General features: G+C 72.6%; 13 protein-coding genes. 8 read left to right on the forward strand and 5 right to left on the reverse strand.

The annotated features are described in order from the left end of the window. Positions 1 to 70: 70 nt before the first annotated feature. Entirely contained in the window at positions 71 to 4,735 is a 4,665-nt protein-coding gene (locus LL648_RS11810; protein WP_232662543.1) for an ATP-dependent helicase, read from the reverse strand. 334 nt (positions 4,736 to 5,069) lie between these two features. Here LL648_RS11810 and LL648_RS11815 point away from each other — a divergent pair, with 334 nt between their 5' ends. Further along, on the forward strand, positions 5,070 to 6,320 hold the full coding sequence (locus LL648_RS11815) for an MFS transporter (RefSeq protein ID WP_232662544.1): 1,251 nt from the start codon (positions 5,070 to 5,072) through the stop codon (positions 6,318 to 6,320). On the opposite strand, the gene LL648_RS11820 is transcribed toward LL648_RS11815, so the two are convergent. Further along, positions 6,317 to 6,805 carry a DUF3291 domain-containing protein gene (locus tag LL648_RS11820; protein ID WP_232662545.1) on the reverse strand — a complete coding sequence of 163 codons (489 nt, stop codon included), beginning with the start codon at positions 6,803 to 6,805 and terminating at the stop codon, positions 6,317 to 6,319. The genes LL648_RS11815 and LL648_RS11820 overlap by 4 nt on opposite strands. Before the next feature lie 175 nt (positions 6,806 to 6,980). Continuing rightward, on the reverse strand, positions 6,981 to 7,112 hold the full coding sequence (locus tag LL648_RS43950; RefSeq protein ID WP_255685187.1) for a hypothetical protein: 132 nt from the start codon (positions 7,110 to 7,112) through the stop codon (positions 6,981 to 6,983). 57 nt (positions 7,113 to 7,169) lie between these two features. Here LL648_RS43950 and LL648_RS11825 point away from each other — a divergent pair, with 57 nt between their 5' ends. The 3 genes from LL648_RS11825 to LL648_RS45165 all read left to right on the forward strand — a co-directional run bounded on the left by LL648_RS11825 (position 7,170) and on the right by LL648_RS45165 (position 9,610). Next, positions 7,170 to 7,364, forward strand: a complete 195-nt coding sequence (locus LL648_RS11825; RefSeq protein ID WP_232662546.1) for a DUF3046 domain-containing protein — start codon at positions 7,170 to 7,172, stop codon at positions 7,362 to 7,364. A gap of 204 nt (positions 7,365 to 7,568) precedes the next feature. Further along, on the forward strand, positions 7,569 to 8,609 hold the full coding sequence (gene recA, locus LL648_RS11830) for a recombinase RecA (protein ID WP_232662547.1): 1,041 nt from the start codon (positions 7,569 to 7,571) through the stop codon (positions 8,607 to 8,609). 2 nt (positions 8,610 to 8,611) lie between these two features. Continuing rightward, complete coding sequence (locus LL648_RS45165; RefSeq protein ID WP_308190302.1) at positions 8,612 to 9,610, forward strand: regulatory protein RecX; 999 nt, start codon at positions 8,612 to 8,614, stop codon at positions 9,608 to 9,610. A gap of 9 nt (positions 9,611 to 9,619) precedes the next feature. Here LL648_RS45165 and LL648_RS11840 read toward each other — a convergent pair whose 3' ends face one another. Both LL648_RS11840 and LL648_RS11845 read right to left on the reverse strand, forming a co-directional pair. Beyond that, positions 9,620 to 10,294, reverse strand: coding sequence for a mycothiol-dependent nitroreductase Rv2466c family protein (locus LL648_RS11840; RefSeq protein ID WP_255685264.1), 675 nt, complete (start codon positions 10,292 to 10,294; stop codon positions 9,620 to 9,622). Between the two features lie 57 nt (positions 10,295 to 10,351). Then, positions 10,352 to 11,302: a LysR family transcriptional regulator gene (locus LL648_RS11845; protein WP_232662549.1), complete on the reverse strand. Its 951-nt coding sequence runs from the start codon at positions 11,300 to 11,302 to the stop codon at positions 10,352 to 10,354. Between the two features lie 77 nt (positions 11,303 to 11,379). Between LL648_RS11845 and LL648_RS11850 the strand changes: the two genes are divergently transcribed. Genes LL648_RS11850 through LL648_RS11865 form a run of 4 tightly spaced genes read left to right on the forward strand, consistent with a single transcriptional unit; the run spans position 11,380 to position 15,439 of the window. Next, positions 11,380 to 12,096 (forward strand): succinate dehydrogenase cytochrome b subunit, encoded by a 717-nt coding sequence (locus LL648_RS11850; RefSeq protein ID WP_232662550.1) that lies wholly within the window; start codon positions 11,380 to 11,382, stop codon positions 12,094 to 12,096. Between the two features lie 3 nt (positions 12,097 to 12,099). Then, positions 12,100 to 14,043, forward strand: a complete 1,944-nt coding sequence (locus tag LL648_RS11855; protein WP_232662551.1) for a fumarate reductase/succinate dehydrogenase flavoprotein subunit — start codon at positions 12,100 to 12,102, stop codon at positions 14,041 to 14,043. After that, positions 14,040 to 14,786, forward strand: coding sequence for a succinate dehydrogenase/fumarate reductase iron-sulfur subunit (locus LL648_RS11860; protein WP_232662552.1), 747 nt, complete (start codon positions 14,040 to 14,042; stop codon positions 14,784 to 14,786). Before LL648_RS11855 ends, LL648_RS11860 begins: the two co-directional genes overlap by 4 nt. A 35-nt stretch (positions 14,787 to 14,821) precedes the next feature. After that, positions 14,822 to 15,439 (forward strand): TetR/AcrR family transcriptional regulator C-terminal domain-containing protein, encoded by a 618-nt coding sequence (locus LL648_RS11865; protein WP_232662553.1) that lies wholly within the window; start codon positions 14,822 to 14,824, stop codon positions 15,437 to 15,439. The last annotated feature ends 4 nt before the right edge of the window (positions 15,440 to 15,443 follow it).

A 15,443-nucleotide genomic window follows, 5' to 3' on the forward strand; every position in this document is an offset into this window, starting at 1 on the left:
TCGAACTGCTGACGGGGGAGAGCGTCCGATGGAGGCGTGTCAGAACCGTTTCAAAGACAGATCATGCTGGTCAGGCGCGTAGGCGAAGGCCTTTCGGGGTGACCCGGAACCCGGCGCCGGTCAGCACCTCGGCCAGCTCGGAGCCGAGCGAGCCCACGCCGTCGGCCCGCTCGACCGCGAGGGTGCCGAGCCACCCCTCGTGGACGGCGCCGGCAAGCGCCTCCGCGGCGGCGCCCAGCTCGGCGCGTTCGGGCGTGAACGACAGCAGCGAACGCCCGCCGCGTTCGACGTAGAGCACCGGCGCGCCCTCGACGAGCACCACCAGCGCACCTGCCTTGCGTCCCGGCCGGTGCTTGCTCTCGCCGACCGTCGCGGGCCACGGCAGGGCGGCACCGTAGGGCTGGGCGGGATCGGCGGCGGCCAGGACGACGCCGGTGAGCCCGCCCGCGGCCGGCCCCTCCGGGCGCGAGAGCGCCCGCAACCGGTCGATCGCGCCCGGCACCGCGAACTGCGCCGCGCCGAGCCCCTCCACGACGTAGCCGCGGCGCACGCGGCCGGAATCCTCCATCGCCCGCAGCACGCGGTAGACCGCGGCGAAGCCGCCGGTCACACGCTCGGTGCCGAGCGCTCCGCGGGTCAGCACACCATGGCGTTCGAGGAACGCCTCCGCCCTGGCATGGGCGCGGCGGGTGGGATCGGCCTCGCGTGCGACGGCCAGCGCCCACCGGCCACCGGCCGACGGCGGCCCCGACCTGGTCGGCATCGCCGGCCGGGCGGCCCGCAGCTGCGCATAGCGGCCGCGCGGCGCCGCTCGCCGGGCGCGATGAGCCGGCCCGCCCCGGCCACCACCGCCGCCTAGGCGCGCCCGCAACGGGCCGAGCGTGTCGTTGGTCAGCAGACCGGCCCAGACGAGGTCCCAGATCGCCGTGACGACGTCCGTGTCGGTGGGCGCGGTGAGCGGGGTCGTCCCGCCCGATGCTGCGAGGATCTGCCCGCTGCGTTCGGCGAGCTGGCGGAAGAACAGCGCGCCGCCGCCGACCGGTGGCGCGTCGAGATCCGGCAGCCCCAACGCCTCCAGCACCGCGCGGTGCAGCGGGGAGGCGGCCATCTCCGGGTCGGGCTCGGGAAGCAGCAGGTCGGCGACGTCGGCCGGGGCGACGGCGAGCCATCCGTCGCTGCCTGCGAGCGGCCCGCACCCGGTCCAGGTGACCTCACCCGCGGCGGTCAGCTCGTCGAGCAGCGCAGGCGAGTAGCCGGGCAGCCGCGCGGGCAGGATCAGCGACTCGAGCGCGCTCGCCGGCAGCGGCGCGCCGGCCAGCTGCTCGACCACACCCAGCACGTCCTCGGCGCCGGGTGCGCGCCGCATCCGGCCGCGCCTGCCGTCGTCGGCACCGGTGCGCACGCCCTGCCAATCGGGCAGGAACCGGCCCAGCGCGCGCTGCTCGACGGGCTCGACCTCGGCCCGCAGCCGCGCGAGCGACGCCCGGCGCAGCCTGCGCAGCACCTCGGCGTCGCAGTACTCGACACCTTCCGAGCCGGGACGCAGCTCGCCGCGCACCAGCCGGCCGGTGCCGACCAGCCGCTCCAGCACCCCGCCGACCACCGCAACACCGAGCCCGAACCTGGCTGCGCAGCTCGCGGCCGCGAACGGGCCGTGGCTGCGCGCGTAACGCAGCACGAGGTCGCCCAGCGGGTCGGCCACCGGCTCGGTGAAGGTCTCCGGCACACCGACCGGCAGGGCGGCGCCCAGGGCGTCGCGGGCGCGGCCGGCGTCCTCGATCGCGAGCCAGCGCTCCTCGCCCGCGATCCGCACCCTGATCGCGCGCCGCGCGCTCTCCAGTTCGGTGAGCCACTCCGCGCGGATGCCGCGAGCCGCGGCCTCCTCGGTCGTGAGGTCGCCGAGGAACCGCAGCAGGTCGGCGGCGCCTTCGAGGTCGCGGGGGTGCCGCTCGACGCTCAGGCGCTGCAGCGAGGCCTCGACCTCGGCCAGCACCTCGGGGTCGAGCAGCTCCCTGATCGCGTCGGAGCCGAGCAGCTCGGCGAGCAGGGTGGAGTCGAGCGACAGCGCGGCCGCCCTGCGCTCGGCCAGCGGGGCGTCGGACTCGTACAGGAACATCCCGACGTAGCCGAAGAGCAGGCTGCGCGCGAACGGCGACGGCGCAGGCGTGCTCACCTCGACGACCCGCACCTTCCGGGACCGGACGTCGGACATCAGCTCGCGAAGGCCCGGCAGGTCGTAGACGTCCTGCACGCATTCGCGCATCGCCTCGAGCGTGATGGGGAACTGCTCGTAGCGCCCGGCGACGGCCAGCAGCTGCGAGGCACGCTGGCGTTGCTGCCACAGCGGGGTGCGACGGCGCGGGTCGCGGCGGGGCAGGAGCAGCGCGCGTGCCGCGCACTCGCGGAACCGCGCGGCGTAGACCGATGAGCCGCCCAGCTCGTTCACCACGATCTGCTCGACCTCGGCGGGGTCGAGCAGGATGTCCTCCGCGCTCGGCACGACCTCGGTGCCGTTCTCGTCGACGGCATCCGGCAGGCGCAGCACGATGCCGTCGTCGGCGGCGGATGCCTGCACCTCCACCCCGCGCCGCTCGCGCATCCGCGCCGCGATCGCCAGCCCCCACGGACCGTTGACCTTCGCCCCGAACGGCGAATGCACGACCAGTCGCCAGTCGCCGAGCTCGTCGCGGAACCGCTCGACGAGCAGCAGCCGGTCGCTCGGCACGTGGCGGGTGCTCTCGCGCTGCTCGTGCAGGTAGGCCAGCAGGTTGTCGACGGCCCACCCGTCGAGTCCGGCGAGCGTGGCGCGCTCGCGCGCGGCGTCGTCGGCCAGCGCCGACATCTCTCTGACGAACGCTCCGACGGCGCGCCCCAGCTCCAGCGGCCGCCCGATCGACTCGCCCTTCCAGAACGGCATCCGCGCCGGCTGGCCCGGCGCCGGGGTGACGATCACGCGGTCGTGCGTGATGTCCTCGATCCGCCAGCTGGAGGTGCCCAGCAGGAACGTGTCGCCCACCCGCGACTCGTAGACCATCTCCTCGTCGAGCTCGCCGACCCGGGAGCCGGAGCCCTCGGCGCCGCCCGGTGTCATGACCATGAACAGGCCGCGGTCGGGGATCGTGCCGCCGGAGGTGACCGCGAGCCGCTGCGCCCCGGGCCGGCCCTGCACGATGTCGGTGACGCGGTCCCACGTGATCCGTGCCCGCAGCTCGCCGAACTCCTCCGACGGGTAGCGCCCGGAGAGCATGTCGAGCACGGACTGCAACGCCGACTCCGGGAGCGCGGCGAACGGCGCCGCCCTGCGCACGACGGCGGCCAGCTCGGTGAGCGTCCACGGTTCGAGCGCGACCATCGCCACGATGTGCTGCGCGAGCACGTCGAGCGGGTTGCGGGGGTAGCGCATCGACTCGATCGCGCCCGACGTCATGCGCTCCGCGACGACGGCGCACGAGACGAGATCACCCCGGTACTTCGGGAACACCACGCCGCGTGAGATCGCGCCGACCTGGTGGCCGGCGCGGCCCACGCGCTGCAGCCCCGACGCGACGCTCGGCGGCGCCTCCACCTGGACGACGAGGTCGACCGCGCCCATGTCGATGCCCAGCTCCAGGCTGGACGTCGCCACGACGCACGGCAGCAGGCCGGCCTTCAGCTCCTCCTCGACGAGGGTGCGCTGCTCGCGCGACATCGAGCCGTGGTGCGCCTTCGCCACCGTGGGCGGCGCCCCGCCCCCGATGCCGGACTGCCCGATCGCCTCGGCCGGGAACGTGTCGAGGTCGACGGCCTCCTCGGCATCCTCCGCGGCCAGCTCGTTGAGGCGCGCGGTGAGCCGCTCGGTGAGCCGTCGCGAGTTGGAGAACACGATCGTCGAGCGGTGCTGCCGGACCAGCTCGAGCAACCTGCGCTCCACTGCGGGCCAGATCGACGGCCGGGTGGCCGTGCCCGCGACCGAGCCGATCACCTCCTCGTCGGAGCTCCCGACGGCGGGCTGCTCGTCGAGCGCGGCGAGATCCGGCACCGGGACCTCGACCGACACCTCGATCGTCTTCGGGATCGGCGGCTGCACTACGTCGACCGGCCGCGACCCCGCCAGGAAGGTCGATACCTCGTCGACCGGCCGGACCGTCGCGGAGAGCCCGATCCGCTGCGCCGGCTTCGGCAGCAGCTCGTCGAGCCGCTCCAGCGACAGCGCGAGGTGGGCGCCGCGCTTCGTGCCGGCGACGGCGTGCACCTCGTCGACGATCACCGTCTGCACCCCGCGCAGCGACTCCCGAGCCGCGGAGGTGAGCAGGAGGAACAGCGACTCCGGTGTCGTGACCAGCACATCCGGCGGGGTGCGGGCGAACAGCCGGCGTTCCTCGGCCGGGGTGTCGCCGGTGCGCATGCCCACGGTGATCTCGGGGACGGGCAGCCCGAGCCGCTGGGCCGACTGGCGGATGCCGGCCAGCGGCGAACGCAGGTTGCGCTGCACGTCGACCGCGAGCGCCTTGAGGGGCGAGACGTACAGCACCCGGCAGCGGTGCGCCGGCTCCTCGGGGAACGGCTCGGTGGACAGCCGGTCGAGCGCCCACAGGAACGCCGCGAGCGTCTTGCCGGAGCCGGTGGGCGCCACGACCAGCGCATGGCGCCCCGCCTGCGCCGCCCGCCACGCACCCTCCTGCGCGGCCGTCGGCGCGACGAACGCACCCGTGAACCAGGCGCGGGTGGCGGGGGAGAAGCCCTCCAACGCGGTCATCGCCACCTCCTCCAGCTGCTCGGACGGCGTCGCGACCCATTCTGCGCCCGACCACCGACAGTTTCCGGACCGCGCACACCGCGACGCCACCCAAGGAGGATGCGTGCGATCCGCACGGGTTGCCTGGAAAGCCACTTTCCCAGCGCCACAGGCCGGGAAAGTGGCTTTCCAGGCACACCCGACGCGCGAGGCGCTAGCGGGAGGTGGTGGCTGTCGCGAGAGCCATCAGCACCCGCAAATCGGCCAGCACCACGATCCACCGGCCACCGGCCCGGCCGGATGCGTGGGACGGCCGGCGTTGTCGTGCGCCCGTCCGCCCTGCAGTATCGATCGGGTGAACGGCTCGGTGGACCCTGCGGTGCAGCGGCGTGTACTGGTGGTGCTGAGCGCCGGGCAGGTGCTCGGCGGGATCGGCATGTCCGTGGCGATCGTGGTCAGCGCGTTGGTGGCCACGCGGCTGTCCGGTTCGGAGGCGATCGGCGGGGTCGCACAGACGTGCGTGGTGATCGGGGCGGCGGCCGCCGCGCTGCTCGTCGCCAAGGTGGCCACGCGGTCGGGCCGTCGACCTGCGCTGATGCTGGGCTACGGCATCGGGGCGATCGGTGGGCTCGGCTGTGTCGCGGCGGTGGCCGCGGGCAGTGCTCCTGCGTTACTGGTCGCGCTCGTACTGGTCGGGGCGGGTTCGGCAGCGGGGCTCGCCGGCCGCTACGCGGCCACCGACCTCGCGGCGCCCGCCCGCCGGGCCCGCTCGCTCGCGCTGATCATGTGGGCGAGCACGGTCGGCGCGGTCGCGGGGCCCAACCTGGCGAGCCCCGTCCAGGACCTCGCCGGCCGCGTCGGGCTCGAACCGGCGACCGGACCGTTCCTGCTCGGTGCCGCCGCGTTCCTCCTGTCGGTGGTGATCGCATGGGCGGGGTTGCGACCGGACCCGCTGGTGCTGGCCCGCGCCGCGGACGTCGAGGCCGACGCCACACCGGTGCGGGGCGCCGAGGTGCGCGCCGCGCTGTTCGCCTCGCCGCCCGCGCTGCTCGGCGTCGCCGGGGTGGCGCTCAGCCACGTGATCATGATCGCCCTGATGTCGATGACGCCCGTGCACATGGACCACGGCGGCGCGACGATCGCGGTGGTCGGGCTCGTCATCAGCCTGCACGTCGCCGGCATGTACGCGCTCAGCCCGCTGATCGGCTGGCTGGCCGACCGGGTGGGCCGCGCGACCGTGCTCGCCTTCGGCACGGCCCTGCTGCTCACCTCCGGCGTCCTGTGCGCGATGGCCGGGCCGCGGGACACGGCGTTGTTGAGCGTCGGGCTCTTCCTGCTGGGGCTGGGCTGGTCGGCGGGGATCGTCGCCGGGTCCGCCCTGCTCACGGAGTCGGTGCCGCTGCGGGTGCGGGCCGGCGCGCAGGGGCTGTCCGACGTCACCATGAACGTCGGCGGCGCCGTCGGCGGCATCGCCGCGGGCATCGTCGTCGCCGGTGCGTCGTTCGCGGTGCTCGGGATCGTCGCGGCGGTGGTCGTCGTGCCGTACCTCGTCGCGGCCGGGGTGCTCGCCGTGCGCAAGCCTGCGTCGGCGGATGTGCCCGGCTAGGCCGGGCAGAGCCAGTCGTCGCCCGCCGTTGTGGGCTCGGGTGCGGCGTCGGGGGCGGGGAAACTCTGCCGGAACGTGAACGCGTAGGGCGTCGGGCCGTGTTCGCGCAGGTGGGCGAGCCGCTCCTCGGCGTCGGCCACGGTCGGGACCGTGCCCTCCGGCACCCACCACAGCACCTGGAACGCCTCGCGCATGCGCACGAACCACTCCCGGCGCCGCGCCATGATCGAGCGGTGCGCACCGCCGTAGGCGTAGGCGGCGAGCGCCTCGACCGACGTCCAGACGCTCATGTTCACGATCAGCCGGTCGTCGCCGAAGCCGCGGACGGCGGTGGCGTCGCCGTCCTCGGTCTGCATGCGCCACACGAAGCCATCGGCGGCGTCGGCCTCGGCGTTGACGGGGTCCAGCGCCTCGACGAACCCGGCCAGCTCCGGCTCGGTGAGCGGGGCGACCGGGAGTGCGATGTTGACCTGCGCGAGATGCATGTCCCGGAGATTAGGGCGCCGGCCGGGGCGCTCGCCGCGGATTTCGCCGGACGCGTAGCTCTCCCAGGGGTTGGGAAGGGCAGGAAAGCCACTTTCCTGCCCTGTGAGGGCCGGAAAGTGGCTTTCCTGCCTCGCGCGCGCAACGCACCCCCCGGACCACCACGGCCCGCCCGCCTCAGCGCCCGCGGTTCTGCCACCACCAGCGCGCGATGAGGACCAGCGACGCCAGCAGGCCGAAGAGCACGATGACCTTGCCCACGGGGCTGCCGAACCCGGTCTGGGCGAGGAGGAGCAGTGCGGTCGGCATGCGCCGAGCATGCCATCGGGGGAGGCCGTCGGGGCGGGCGGCAGTAGCGTTGTGCGTGTGCGACTGACCTACTTCCGCGAGCTGATGGAGGGTGAGTTCGGCGCTGCGCGGGCCGCCTCCGTCTCCCACGACCACGTGTTCGCCCAGCTCGGCGGGCGGACCGTCGAGCAGGCGCTGGAGGCGGGGATCGACCCGCGCGACGTCTGGCGTGCCGTCTGCGAGGTCTACGACGTGCCGGCCGCGCGCCGCTGACCCGCCGGTTCCCACCGCCGGGCGACGCATCTTACGCGGCGGGCGTGTCCGTTCCACGATCGAACACGTGTTCGCTAGTCTGTTGTCCACATCGCGTGCCGGCTGTCCACAGTTCCGGAGTCGGTCCGCGGATTGTCGGTGGTGGCCCCTACCGTCGACAGCAGATCGAACAACACGTCCCGAGCACGAGGTGGAGACCCGGCGATGACCGCACCCGACCGCGAGAAGGCGCTTCAACTCGCACTCGCCCAGATCGAGAAGAACCACGGCAAGGGGTCGGTGATGCGCCTCGGCGAGGACACCCGGCCGCCCATCGGGGTGATCCCCACCGGCTCCATCGCGCTCGACGTCGCGCTGGGCGTCGGCGGCCTGCCGCGCGGCCGCGTCGTCGAGGTGTACGGCCCCGAGTCGAGCGGTAAGACGACCGTCGCGCTGCACTGCGTCGCCAATGCGCAGGCCGCGGGTGGCATCGCCGCGTTCATCGACGCCGAGCACGCGCTCGACCCCGAGTACGCCAAGGCGCTCGGTGTCGACACCGACAACCTGCTCGTGTCCCAGCCCGATACGGGTGAGCAGGCGTTGGAGATCGCCGACATGCTGATCCGCTCCGGCGCGCTCGACATCATCGTCGTCGACTCCGTGGCGGCGCTCGTGCCGCGCGCGGAGATCGAGGGCGAGATGGGCGACAGCCACGTGGGTCTGCAGGCCCGGCTCATGAGCCAGGCGCTGCGCAAGATCACGGGTGCGCTGAGCAACTCCGGCACCACGATGATCTTCATCAACCAGCTCCGCGAGAAGATCGGGGTCATGTTCGGGTCGCCGGAGACCACGACGGGTGGCAAGGCCCTGAAGTTCTACGCCTCCGTCCGGCTCGACATCCGGCGCATCGAGACGCTCAAGGACGGCTCCGACATGGTCGGCAACCGCACCCGCGTCAAGGTGGTCAAGAACAAGGTGGCCCCGCCGTTCAAGCAGGCCGAGTTCGACATCCTCTACGGCGTCGGGATCAGCCGCGAGGGCTCGCTGGTCGACGTGGGTGTCGAGCAGGGCATCGTCCGCAAGTCCGGTGCTTGGTACACCTACGAGGGCGACCAGATGGGCCAGGGCAAGGAGAACGCCCGTAAGTTCCTGCGCGAGAACCCCGACGTCGCGGCCGAGATCGAGAAGCGGATCAAGGAGAAGCTCGGGATCGGCGCCGTGCTCGACGCCGCCGCCGAGCCGCTGCCCGCGCCGGTCGACTTCTGAGCATGACGCAGGAGCCGGGCGGCAGCCGGCTCGCCCGGTTCGACGAGCTCGAGCCGGCGGATGAGGCGGCACCGGTCGCGGGCCTGGACGGAGCCGACGAGCCACAGCCGGAAGCGGAAAGGATCGTGCTGTTCGGCGGGTTCGACGGCATCGTCGAGCCCGACGCGCCGGCGCCGGTTGCCGAGCTGAGGGTCCAGCAGCGCGGCGAGCCTGCTCGGGTTGCGGACGTCGATGCGGGCGTCGATGCGCCCGCCCCCGACATGCGCGTCGCCAGCCTCACCGGCTGGCGCGGCCGGCCCGGCGCTGGGCGGGTGCGAACCGACGAACCGGAGGCCAGGCGTCCGCGCAGGGAACGCCGACCCGTGGCGAGGCCGGCGTCCGACGTCGCCGCTCCGGAGGCGCCTGCGACCGCGGATCCGGAGGAAAGGGGACGACGGCCGCGCGAGCGCAGGCGGCACGGACCACCGGAGCTCGACCCCGGGGCAGATCCGATCGCGGTGGCCAAGGAGATCTGCCTGCGCCTGCTCACCGACCGGGCACGCACCCGGCTCGAGCTGGAGCAGGCGCTGCGCCGCAAGGGTGTGCCCGACGAGGCGGCGACCACCGTGCTGGAGCGGTTCGACGAGGTCGGGCTGATCGACGATGCCTCCTTCGCCGAGCAGTGGGTCCGGTCGCGGCACAACTACCGCGGCCTAGCCCGCCGTGCGATCGCGCAGGAGCTGCGCCGCAAAGGTGTCGCCGACGACATCGCCGGTGAGGCGCTCGCCGGGGTCGACTCCGAGTCGGAGGAGCAGCGGGCCCGCGAGCTCGTCGAGCGAAAGGTGCGGTCGCTCCCGGTGGCGACGGCGGAGGAGCGCACCCGCACAGCGCGCCGGCTCGTCGGAATGCTCGCCCGCAAGGGCTACGGCGGCGGGATCGCGTACCGCGTGGTGCGCGAGGTGTTGGCCGCGCATGGCGCCGAGTCCGAGGAACTCGCGGGTGAGGAACCTGCCGAGGAGTGAGGCGATCGCCTACTTCTTGAGTCGTCGGCTCCCGCCGTGCCAGTCCTCCTGCTTGCCCACCTCGCCGTCGGCCACGCCGAAGGAGCGCAGTTGGGGTTGCTCGCGCATGCTGCGCTTCAGCTCGGAGAAGCCGGGGAAGCGGGCCAGCGCGATCACGTGGTCCCACAGTTCGGCGGCCTCGTCGTCCGACGGGAGCCGGCTGATCACCGGACCGAAGAACGCCACTCCCGCAGGCGGCTCGAAGTGCAGGATCGGCGTGCCGACATCCTTGCCTGTCAGGCTCAGCGCCTCGTCGGTCTCGGCCTGGATCTCGGCGTCGCGGGCGGTGTCGTCCAGTGCCTCGGCGAGCCGCCTGTCCAGGCCGAGCTGATCGAGCACCGGCTCGACGAAGGCGGCGGTGCCACGCACGGCGGGGTCGTCGGTCGTGATGGCGCTGTCGGCGCTGTCGAAGATCTGCCTGCCCAGCGTCTCGTAGAGGGCGCCGACGGCCGCCCGCCCGTGCTCCTCCCGCACCCGCGACGCCAGCCGCAGCAGGCGCAACCCGCCGGTGTGGCTCGCGTCGTACTCGGGAGGGAAATGTGTGTCGTAGTCGAGGTGCGAGTTGAGCAGCCGCAACGAGATGAACCGCCACTCGACGTCGTAGTCGCGTTGTGCCTGCACCTGCCGCACCCACTTGCTCGTCATCCAGGCGAAGGGGCAGACCGGGTCGAAGTAGAAGTGGATGTCGGCCACCACGCCACGTTAACCCGCGGTGTCGGGCCGGTGCAGCACCTGCACGTCGCCGGGGAACCCTCCGGCGGCGGACAGCTCGGCGAGGAACGAGAGCAAGGTCGTGCGGAACATCTGCACGGCGTGGGTCGGGGTGAGGTCGGCCCGCCGCGCGAGCGCGACCGTCCGGTAGATCGGCGGGGTCAGCACCGTGCGGCGCAGCCGCGGCCGGCCCGCGAACACCAGGTCGGGGACGACCGCGACCCCGGTGCCCGATTCGACGAGCCGCAGCACGGCGTCCATCTCGCCACCTTCGACCGCGAAGGTCGGGGTCTCCCCGGCGGCGGCGAACGCGAGCAGCGTGGCCTCCCGCACGTCGTAGCCCTGCCGCGGCACCACGAGCGGACGCCTGGCCAGCTCCCGGATGCCCATCGAGCCCCGCGCGGCCGGCGGCCGGCCCGCGGCCGGTGACGCCACCGAGAGCCGCTCGCGCAGCAGGGGAGTGGTGTGCAGCGCCGGATCGACCCCGCTCGGCGGGACGATCACCATCGCGACGTCGATCTCGCCGCGCACGACCGAGCGCACGAGGGGTTGCGAGCCGCTCTCGACGAGCTCCAGTCGCACGTCCGGGTACTGCTCGTGGAACACCCGCAGCACATCGGCGAGCACCCCGATGCAGAGCGACGGGGTCGCGCCGACCCGCACCCGCCCGCTGCGCAGACCGATGATCTCCGCGACGGCGCTGCGCGCGCTGTCCATGTCGGCGAGCATTCTTCTGGCGAGCGGGAGCACGGCCTCGCCCGCCGGGGTGAGCACCGGTCCCTCCCGGCCGCCGCGATCCACCAGCGCCGCACCAAGATCGCTCTCCAAGGCCCTGAGCTGCCGCGACAACGTGGGCTGCGCCACTCCAACGGCCTCGGCGGCACGCGTGAAGCTGTGCACGTCGGCCACCGCGACGAAGTACGCGAGCTGCTGAAGAGTCACTCGAATAGCTTACGTGCATCGATCCGGTCGAACCGATGCATTGGACGGCAGCGCCTTGCGGTAGGAACCTCTCCCACATGGTGACACTCGGGGAGCGCGCGGGCCGGCGTGCCGGACCGGCGGGTGCCAAGCGCACGCCGTCGGTGCTGCTGAAGTACGTGATGGCGGTCAGCGGCGCCATCATGCTGCTGTACCTGATCGCCCACATGATCGGCAACCTGAAGATCTTCTTCGGCGCCGAGTCGATCGACAAGTACGCGCACTGGCTCCGGACGATCGGCGAGCCCGCGTTGCCGGAGGAGACGCTCCTCTGGATCATTCGCGTGGTGCTGGCGCTCGCGCTGGTCGCGCACATCGCCTCCGCCGTGATCCTGACCCGCCGTGCCCACAAGGCACGTCCGGTCAAGTACGCCTACCGGCCGCCGGTGAAGGGCAGCTACGCCGCCCGCACCATGCGCTGGGGCGGGGTGATCGTCTTCCTGTTCGTGGTCTACCACCTTCTCGACCTGACGACGGGAACGCTCAACCCGCACGGGGTGCAGGGCGAGGTGCACGCGAACGTCGTCGCCGACTTCGCGCCCGGGCGCTGGTACGTCACCCTCTTCTACGCGCTCGCCGTCATCGCGGTCGGCTTCCACGTCCGGCACGGGCTGTGGAGCGGGCTGCAGACCTTCGGCCGCTCCAGCGCCGCGACCCAGCACACGCTGCAGGCGGTTGCGCTCGTCGTCGCGGTCGTGCTGGTCGTCGGCTTCCTCTCCGTTCCCTTCGCCGTCCTGACCGGATTGGTGGCCTGAGCCATGACCTACACCGACTTCACGATCGGTGCGCCGATCGCCGACACCGCCGCGCCCGAGGGCCCGATCGAGACCCGCTGGGAGCGGCGCCGGTTCGGCGTGAAGCTCGTCAACCCGGCCAACAAGCGCAAGATGAAGATCATCGTCGTCGGCACCGGCCTCGCCGGCGGCAGCGCGGCGGCGAGCCTCGCCGAGCTGGGCTACCAGGTCAGCTCGTTCTGCTACCAGGACAGCCCGCGGCGCGCGCACTCGATCGCGGCGCAGGGCGGGATCAACGCCGCGAAGAACTACCGCAACGACGGCGACAGCGTCCACCGCCTGTTCTACGACACCGTCAAGGGCGGCGACTTCCGCTCGCGCGAGTCGAACGTCCACCGGCTCGCCGAGATCAGCCTGCAGATCATCGACCAGTGTGTGGCGCAGGGGGTGCCGTTCGCCCGCGAGTACGGCGGACTGCTCGACAACCGCTCGTTCGGCGGCGCGCAGGTCTCCCGGACGTTCTACGCGAAGGGTCAGACGGGTCAGCAGCTGCTGCTGGGCGCCTACCAGGCGCTCGAACGGCAGATCGACGCCGGCGGCGTGACGATGTACTCGCGTCACGAGATGCTCGAACTGATCATCGTCGACGGCCGGGCGCGCGGGATCGTCGCGCGCGACCTCGTCACCGGGGAGACCACGAGCCACCTCGCGGACGCCGTCGTGCTGGCGTCCGGCGGCTACGGCAACGTCTTCTACCTCTCCACCAACGCCAAGGGCTGCAACGTCACGGCGGGCTGGCGGGCGCACCGCAAGGGCGCGCTGTTCGCCAACCCCTGCTACACGCAGATCCACCCGACGTGCATCCCGGTGAGCGGCGACCACCAGTCGAAGCTCACGCTGATGAGCGAGTCGCTGCGCAACGACGGCCGCGTGTGGGTGCCGCAGAAGGGCGGCGACACCCGGGCGCCCGGCGACATCCCCGAGGCCGAGCGCGACTACTTCCTGGAGCGCCAGTACCCGGCGTTCGGCAACCTCGTGCCGCGGGACATCGCGTCCCGCGCCGCGAAGAACGTCTGCGACGCCGGGCGCGGTGTCGGCCCGACGGGACTGGGCGTCTACCTCGACTTCGCCGACGCGATCGCGCGGCTGGGCCGCCCGGCCGTCGCGGCGAAGTACGGGAACCTGTTCCAGATGTACCAGCGCATCACCGGTGAGGACCCGTACTCGGTGCCGATGCGGATCTTCCCGGCCGTGCATTACACGATGGGCGGGCTGTGGGTCGACTACGACCTGCAGAGCACGATCCCGGGCCTGTTCGTGGTGGGTGAGGCGAACTTCTCCGACCACGGCGCCAACCGGCTGGGCGCCTCGGCCCTGATGCAAGGCCTCGCCGACGGGTACTTCGTGCTGCCGAACACGATCGGCGACTACCTCGCCGGGAGCAGGCTCACCCCGGTCGCGCACGACGCGCCCGCGGTCGTCGCGGCCGAGGCCGACGTGGCTCAGCGGGTCGAGACGCTGCTCTCGATCGACGGCAATCGCACGGTCGACTCGTTCCACCGCGAGCTGGGTCACCTCATGTGGGACCACTGCGGCATGGAGCGCACCGACGCCGGGCTGCGCAAGGCGCTCGACCGGATCCCCGAGCTGCGCCACGAGTTCTGGAGCAGCGTCAAGGTGCCCGGCTCCGCCGCAACGCTGAACCAGTCGTTGGAGAAGGCCGGACGGGTCGCCGACTTCCTCGAGCTCGCCGAGCTGATGTGCCTCGACGCGCTGCACCGCACCGAGTCGTGCGGCGGGCACTTCCGGGCGGAGAGCCAGACCGACGACGGCGAGGCCGCCCGCGACGACGACCACTTCTCCTACGTCGCGGCGTGGGGCTACGCGGGCGAGGGCAACGCGCCCGTCCTGCACAAGGAAGACCTCCAGTTCACCTACGTCCACCCGAGCCAGCGGAGCTACAAGTGAGACTGAACCTGCGGATCTGGCGCCAGGACGGGCCGAACGACAAGGGCAAGCTGATCGGCTACCGGGTCGACGACGCCGACGAGGACATGTCGTTCCTCGAGCTGCTCGACGTGCTCAACGAGAAGCTCATCCTCGACGGCGACGAGCCGGTCGCGTTCGACCACGACTGCCGCGAGGGCATCTGCGGTGCGTGCAGCATGGTGATCAACGGCCAGCCGCACGGCCCGCAGAAGGCCACCACAACCTGCCAGCTGCACCTGCGGCACTTCCACGACGGCGAGACGATCACCATCGAGCCGTTCCGCGCCGGGGCGTTCCCCGTGGTCAGGGACCTGGTCGTGGATCGCGGCGCGTTCGACCGGATCATCGCGTCGGGCGGGTACATCTCCGCGCCGACGGGAGCCGCGCCCGACGCGCACGCCGTGCCGGTGCCGAAGCCGCAGGCCGATCGGGCGTTCACGGCGGCTGCCTGCATCGGCTGCGGGGCGTGCGTCGCAGCGTGTCCGAACGGCTCGGCGTCGCTGTTCCTCGGCGCCAAGATCACCCACCTCGGTGAGCTGCCGCAGGGTCAGCCCGAGCGCGACAGCCGGGTGGTGCGGATGGTCCAGGCGCACGACGACGAGGGCTTCGGCGGGTGCACCAACACCGGCGAGTGCGCGGTCGCGTGCCCGAAGGAGATCCCGCTCGACGTGATCAGCCAGCTGAACCGGGACTACCTGCACGCGACGACGACCCGGCGGTGACACAGCAGGAGATCTATCGGCGATAGGGTGCAGGCGTGCCCGGTCCCGTCGACCTCGCGAGCATCACCACAGCCGCGGTGGAGCTGTTGGACGAGGGCGGCCTGCCCGCGGTCAGCACCCGCAAGCTCGCGACGAAGCTCGGCATCTCGTCGCCGAGCCTGTACTGGCACGTGCGCGACAAGGCGGCGCTGCTCGACCTCGTCGCCGAGGCCATCTGCGCCGACGCCTTCACCGTCGACCCGGGGCTCGGTTGGCGCGACCAGCTGGCCGAGGGGCTGCGCCAGTTCCGCACGATGCTGCTGGCGCACCGCGACGCGGCGGAGCTGCTGCGGCAGCGTCCGCCGACGGGCCCGCACCGGCTGCGGCACATCGAGACGACGCTGCGGATCCTGTTCGACGCGGGCTTCACCGACGACGAGGCTGCCGGGATCGTCCGCCTGCTCACCGCGCACGTCCTGAACTCCGTCGACACGCGACCTGCCCCGGAACCGGACGAGGACCGCCGCGCCGCCATGCGGGAGGCGATGGCCACCTACCCGAACCTGCGCCGCGTGGGCCCGGCGCTCGTGCGGCAGACCGGTGGGGAGCTCTTCGAGCTCGGCCTGGGGGTCATCTTGGACGGGTTGGTGGCCCGCGCGGCGGCCAAGGGGTGAACGC

This window comes from Pseudonocardia sp. TRM90224, from assembly GCF_021245725.1.
GTDB lineage: Bacteria > Actinomycetota > Actinomycetes > Mycobacteriales > Pseudonocardiaceae > Pseudonocardia.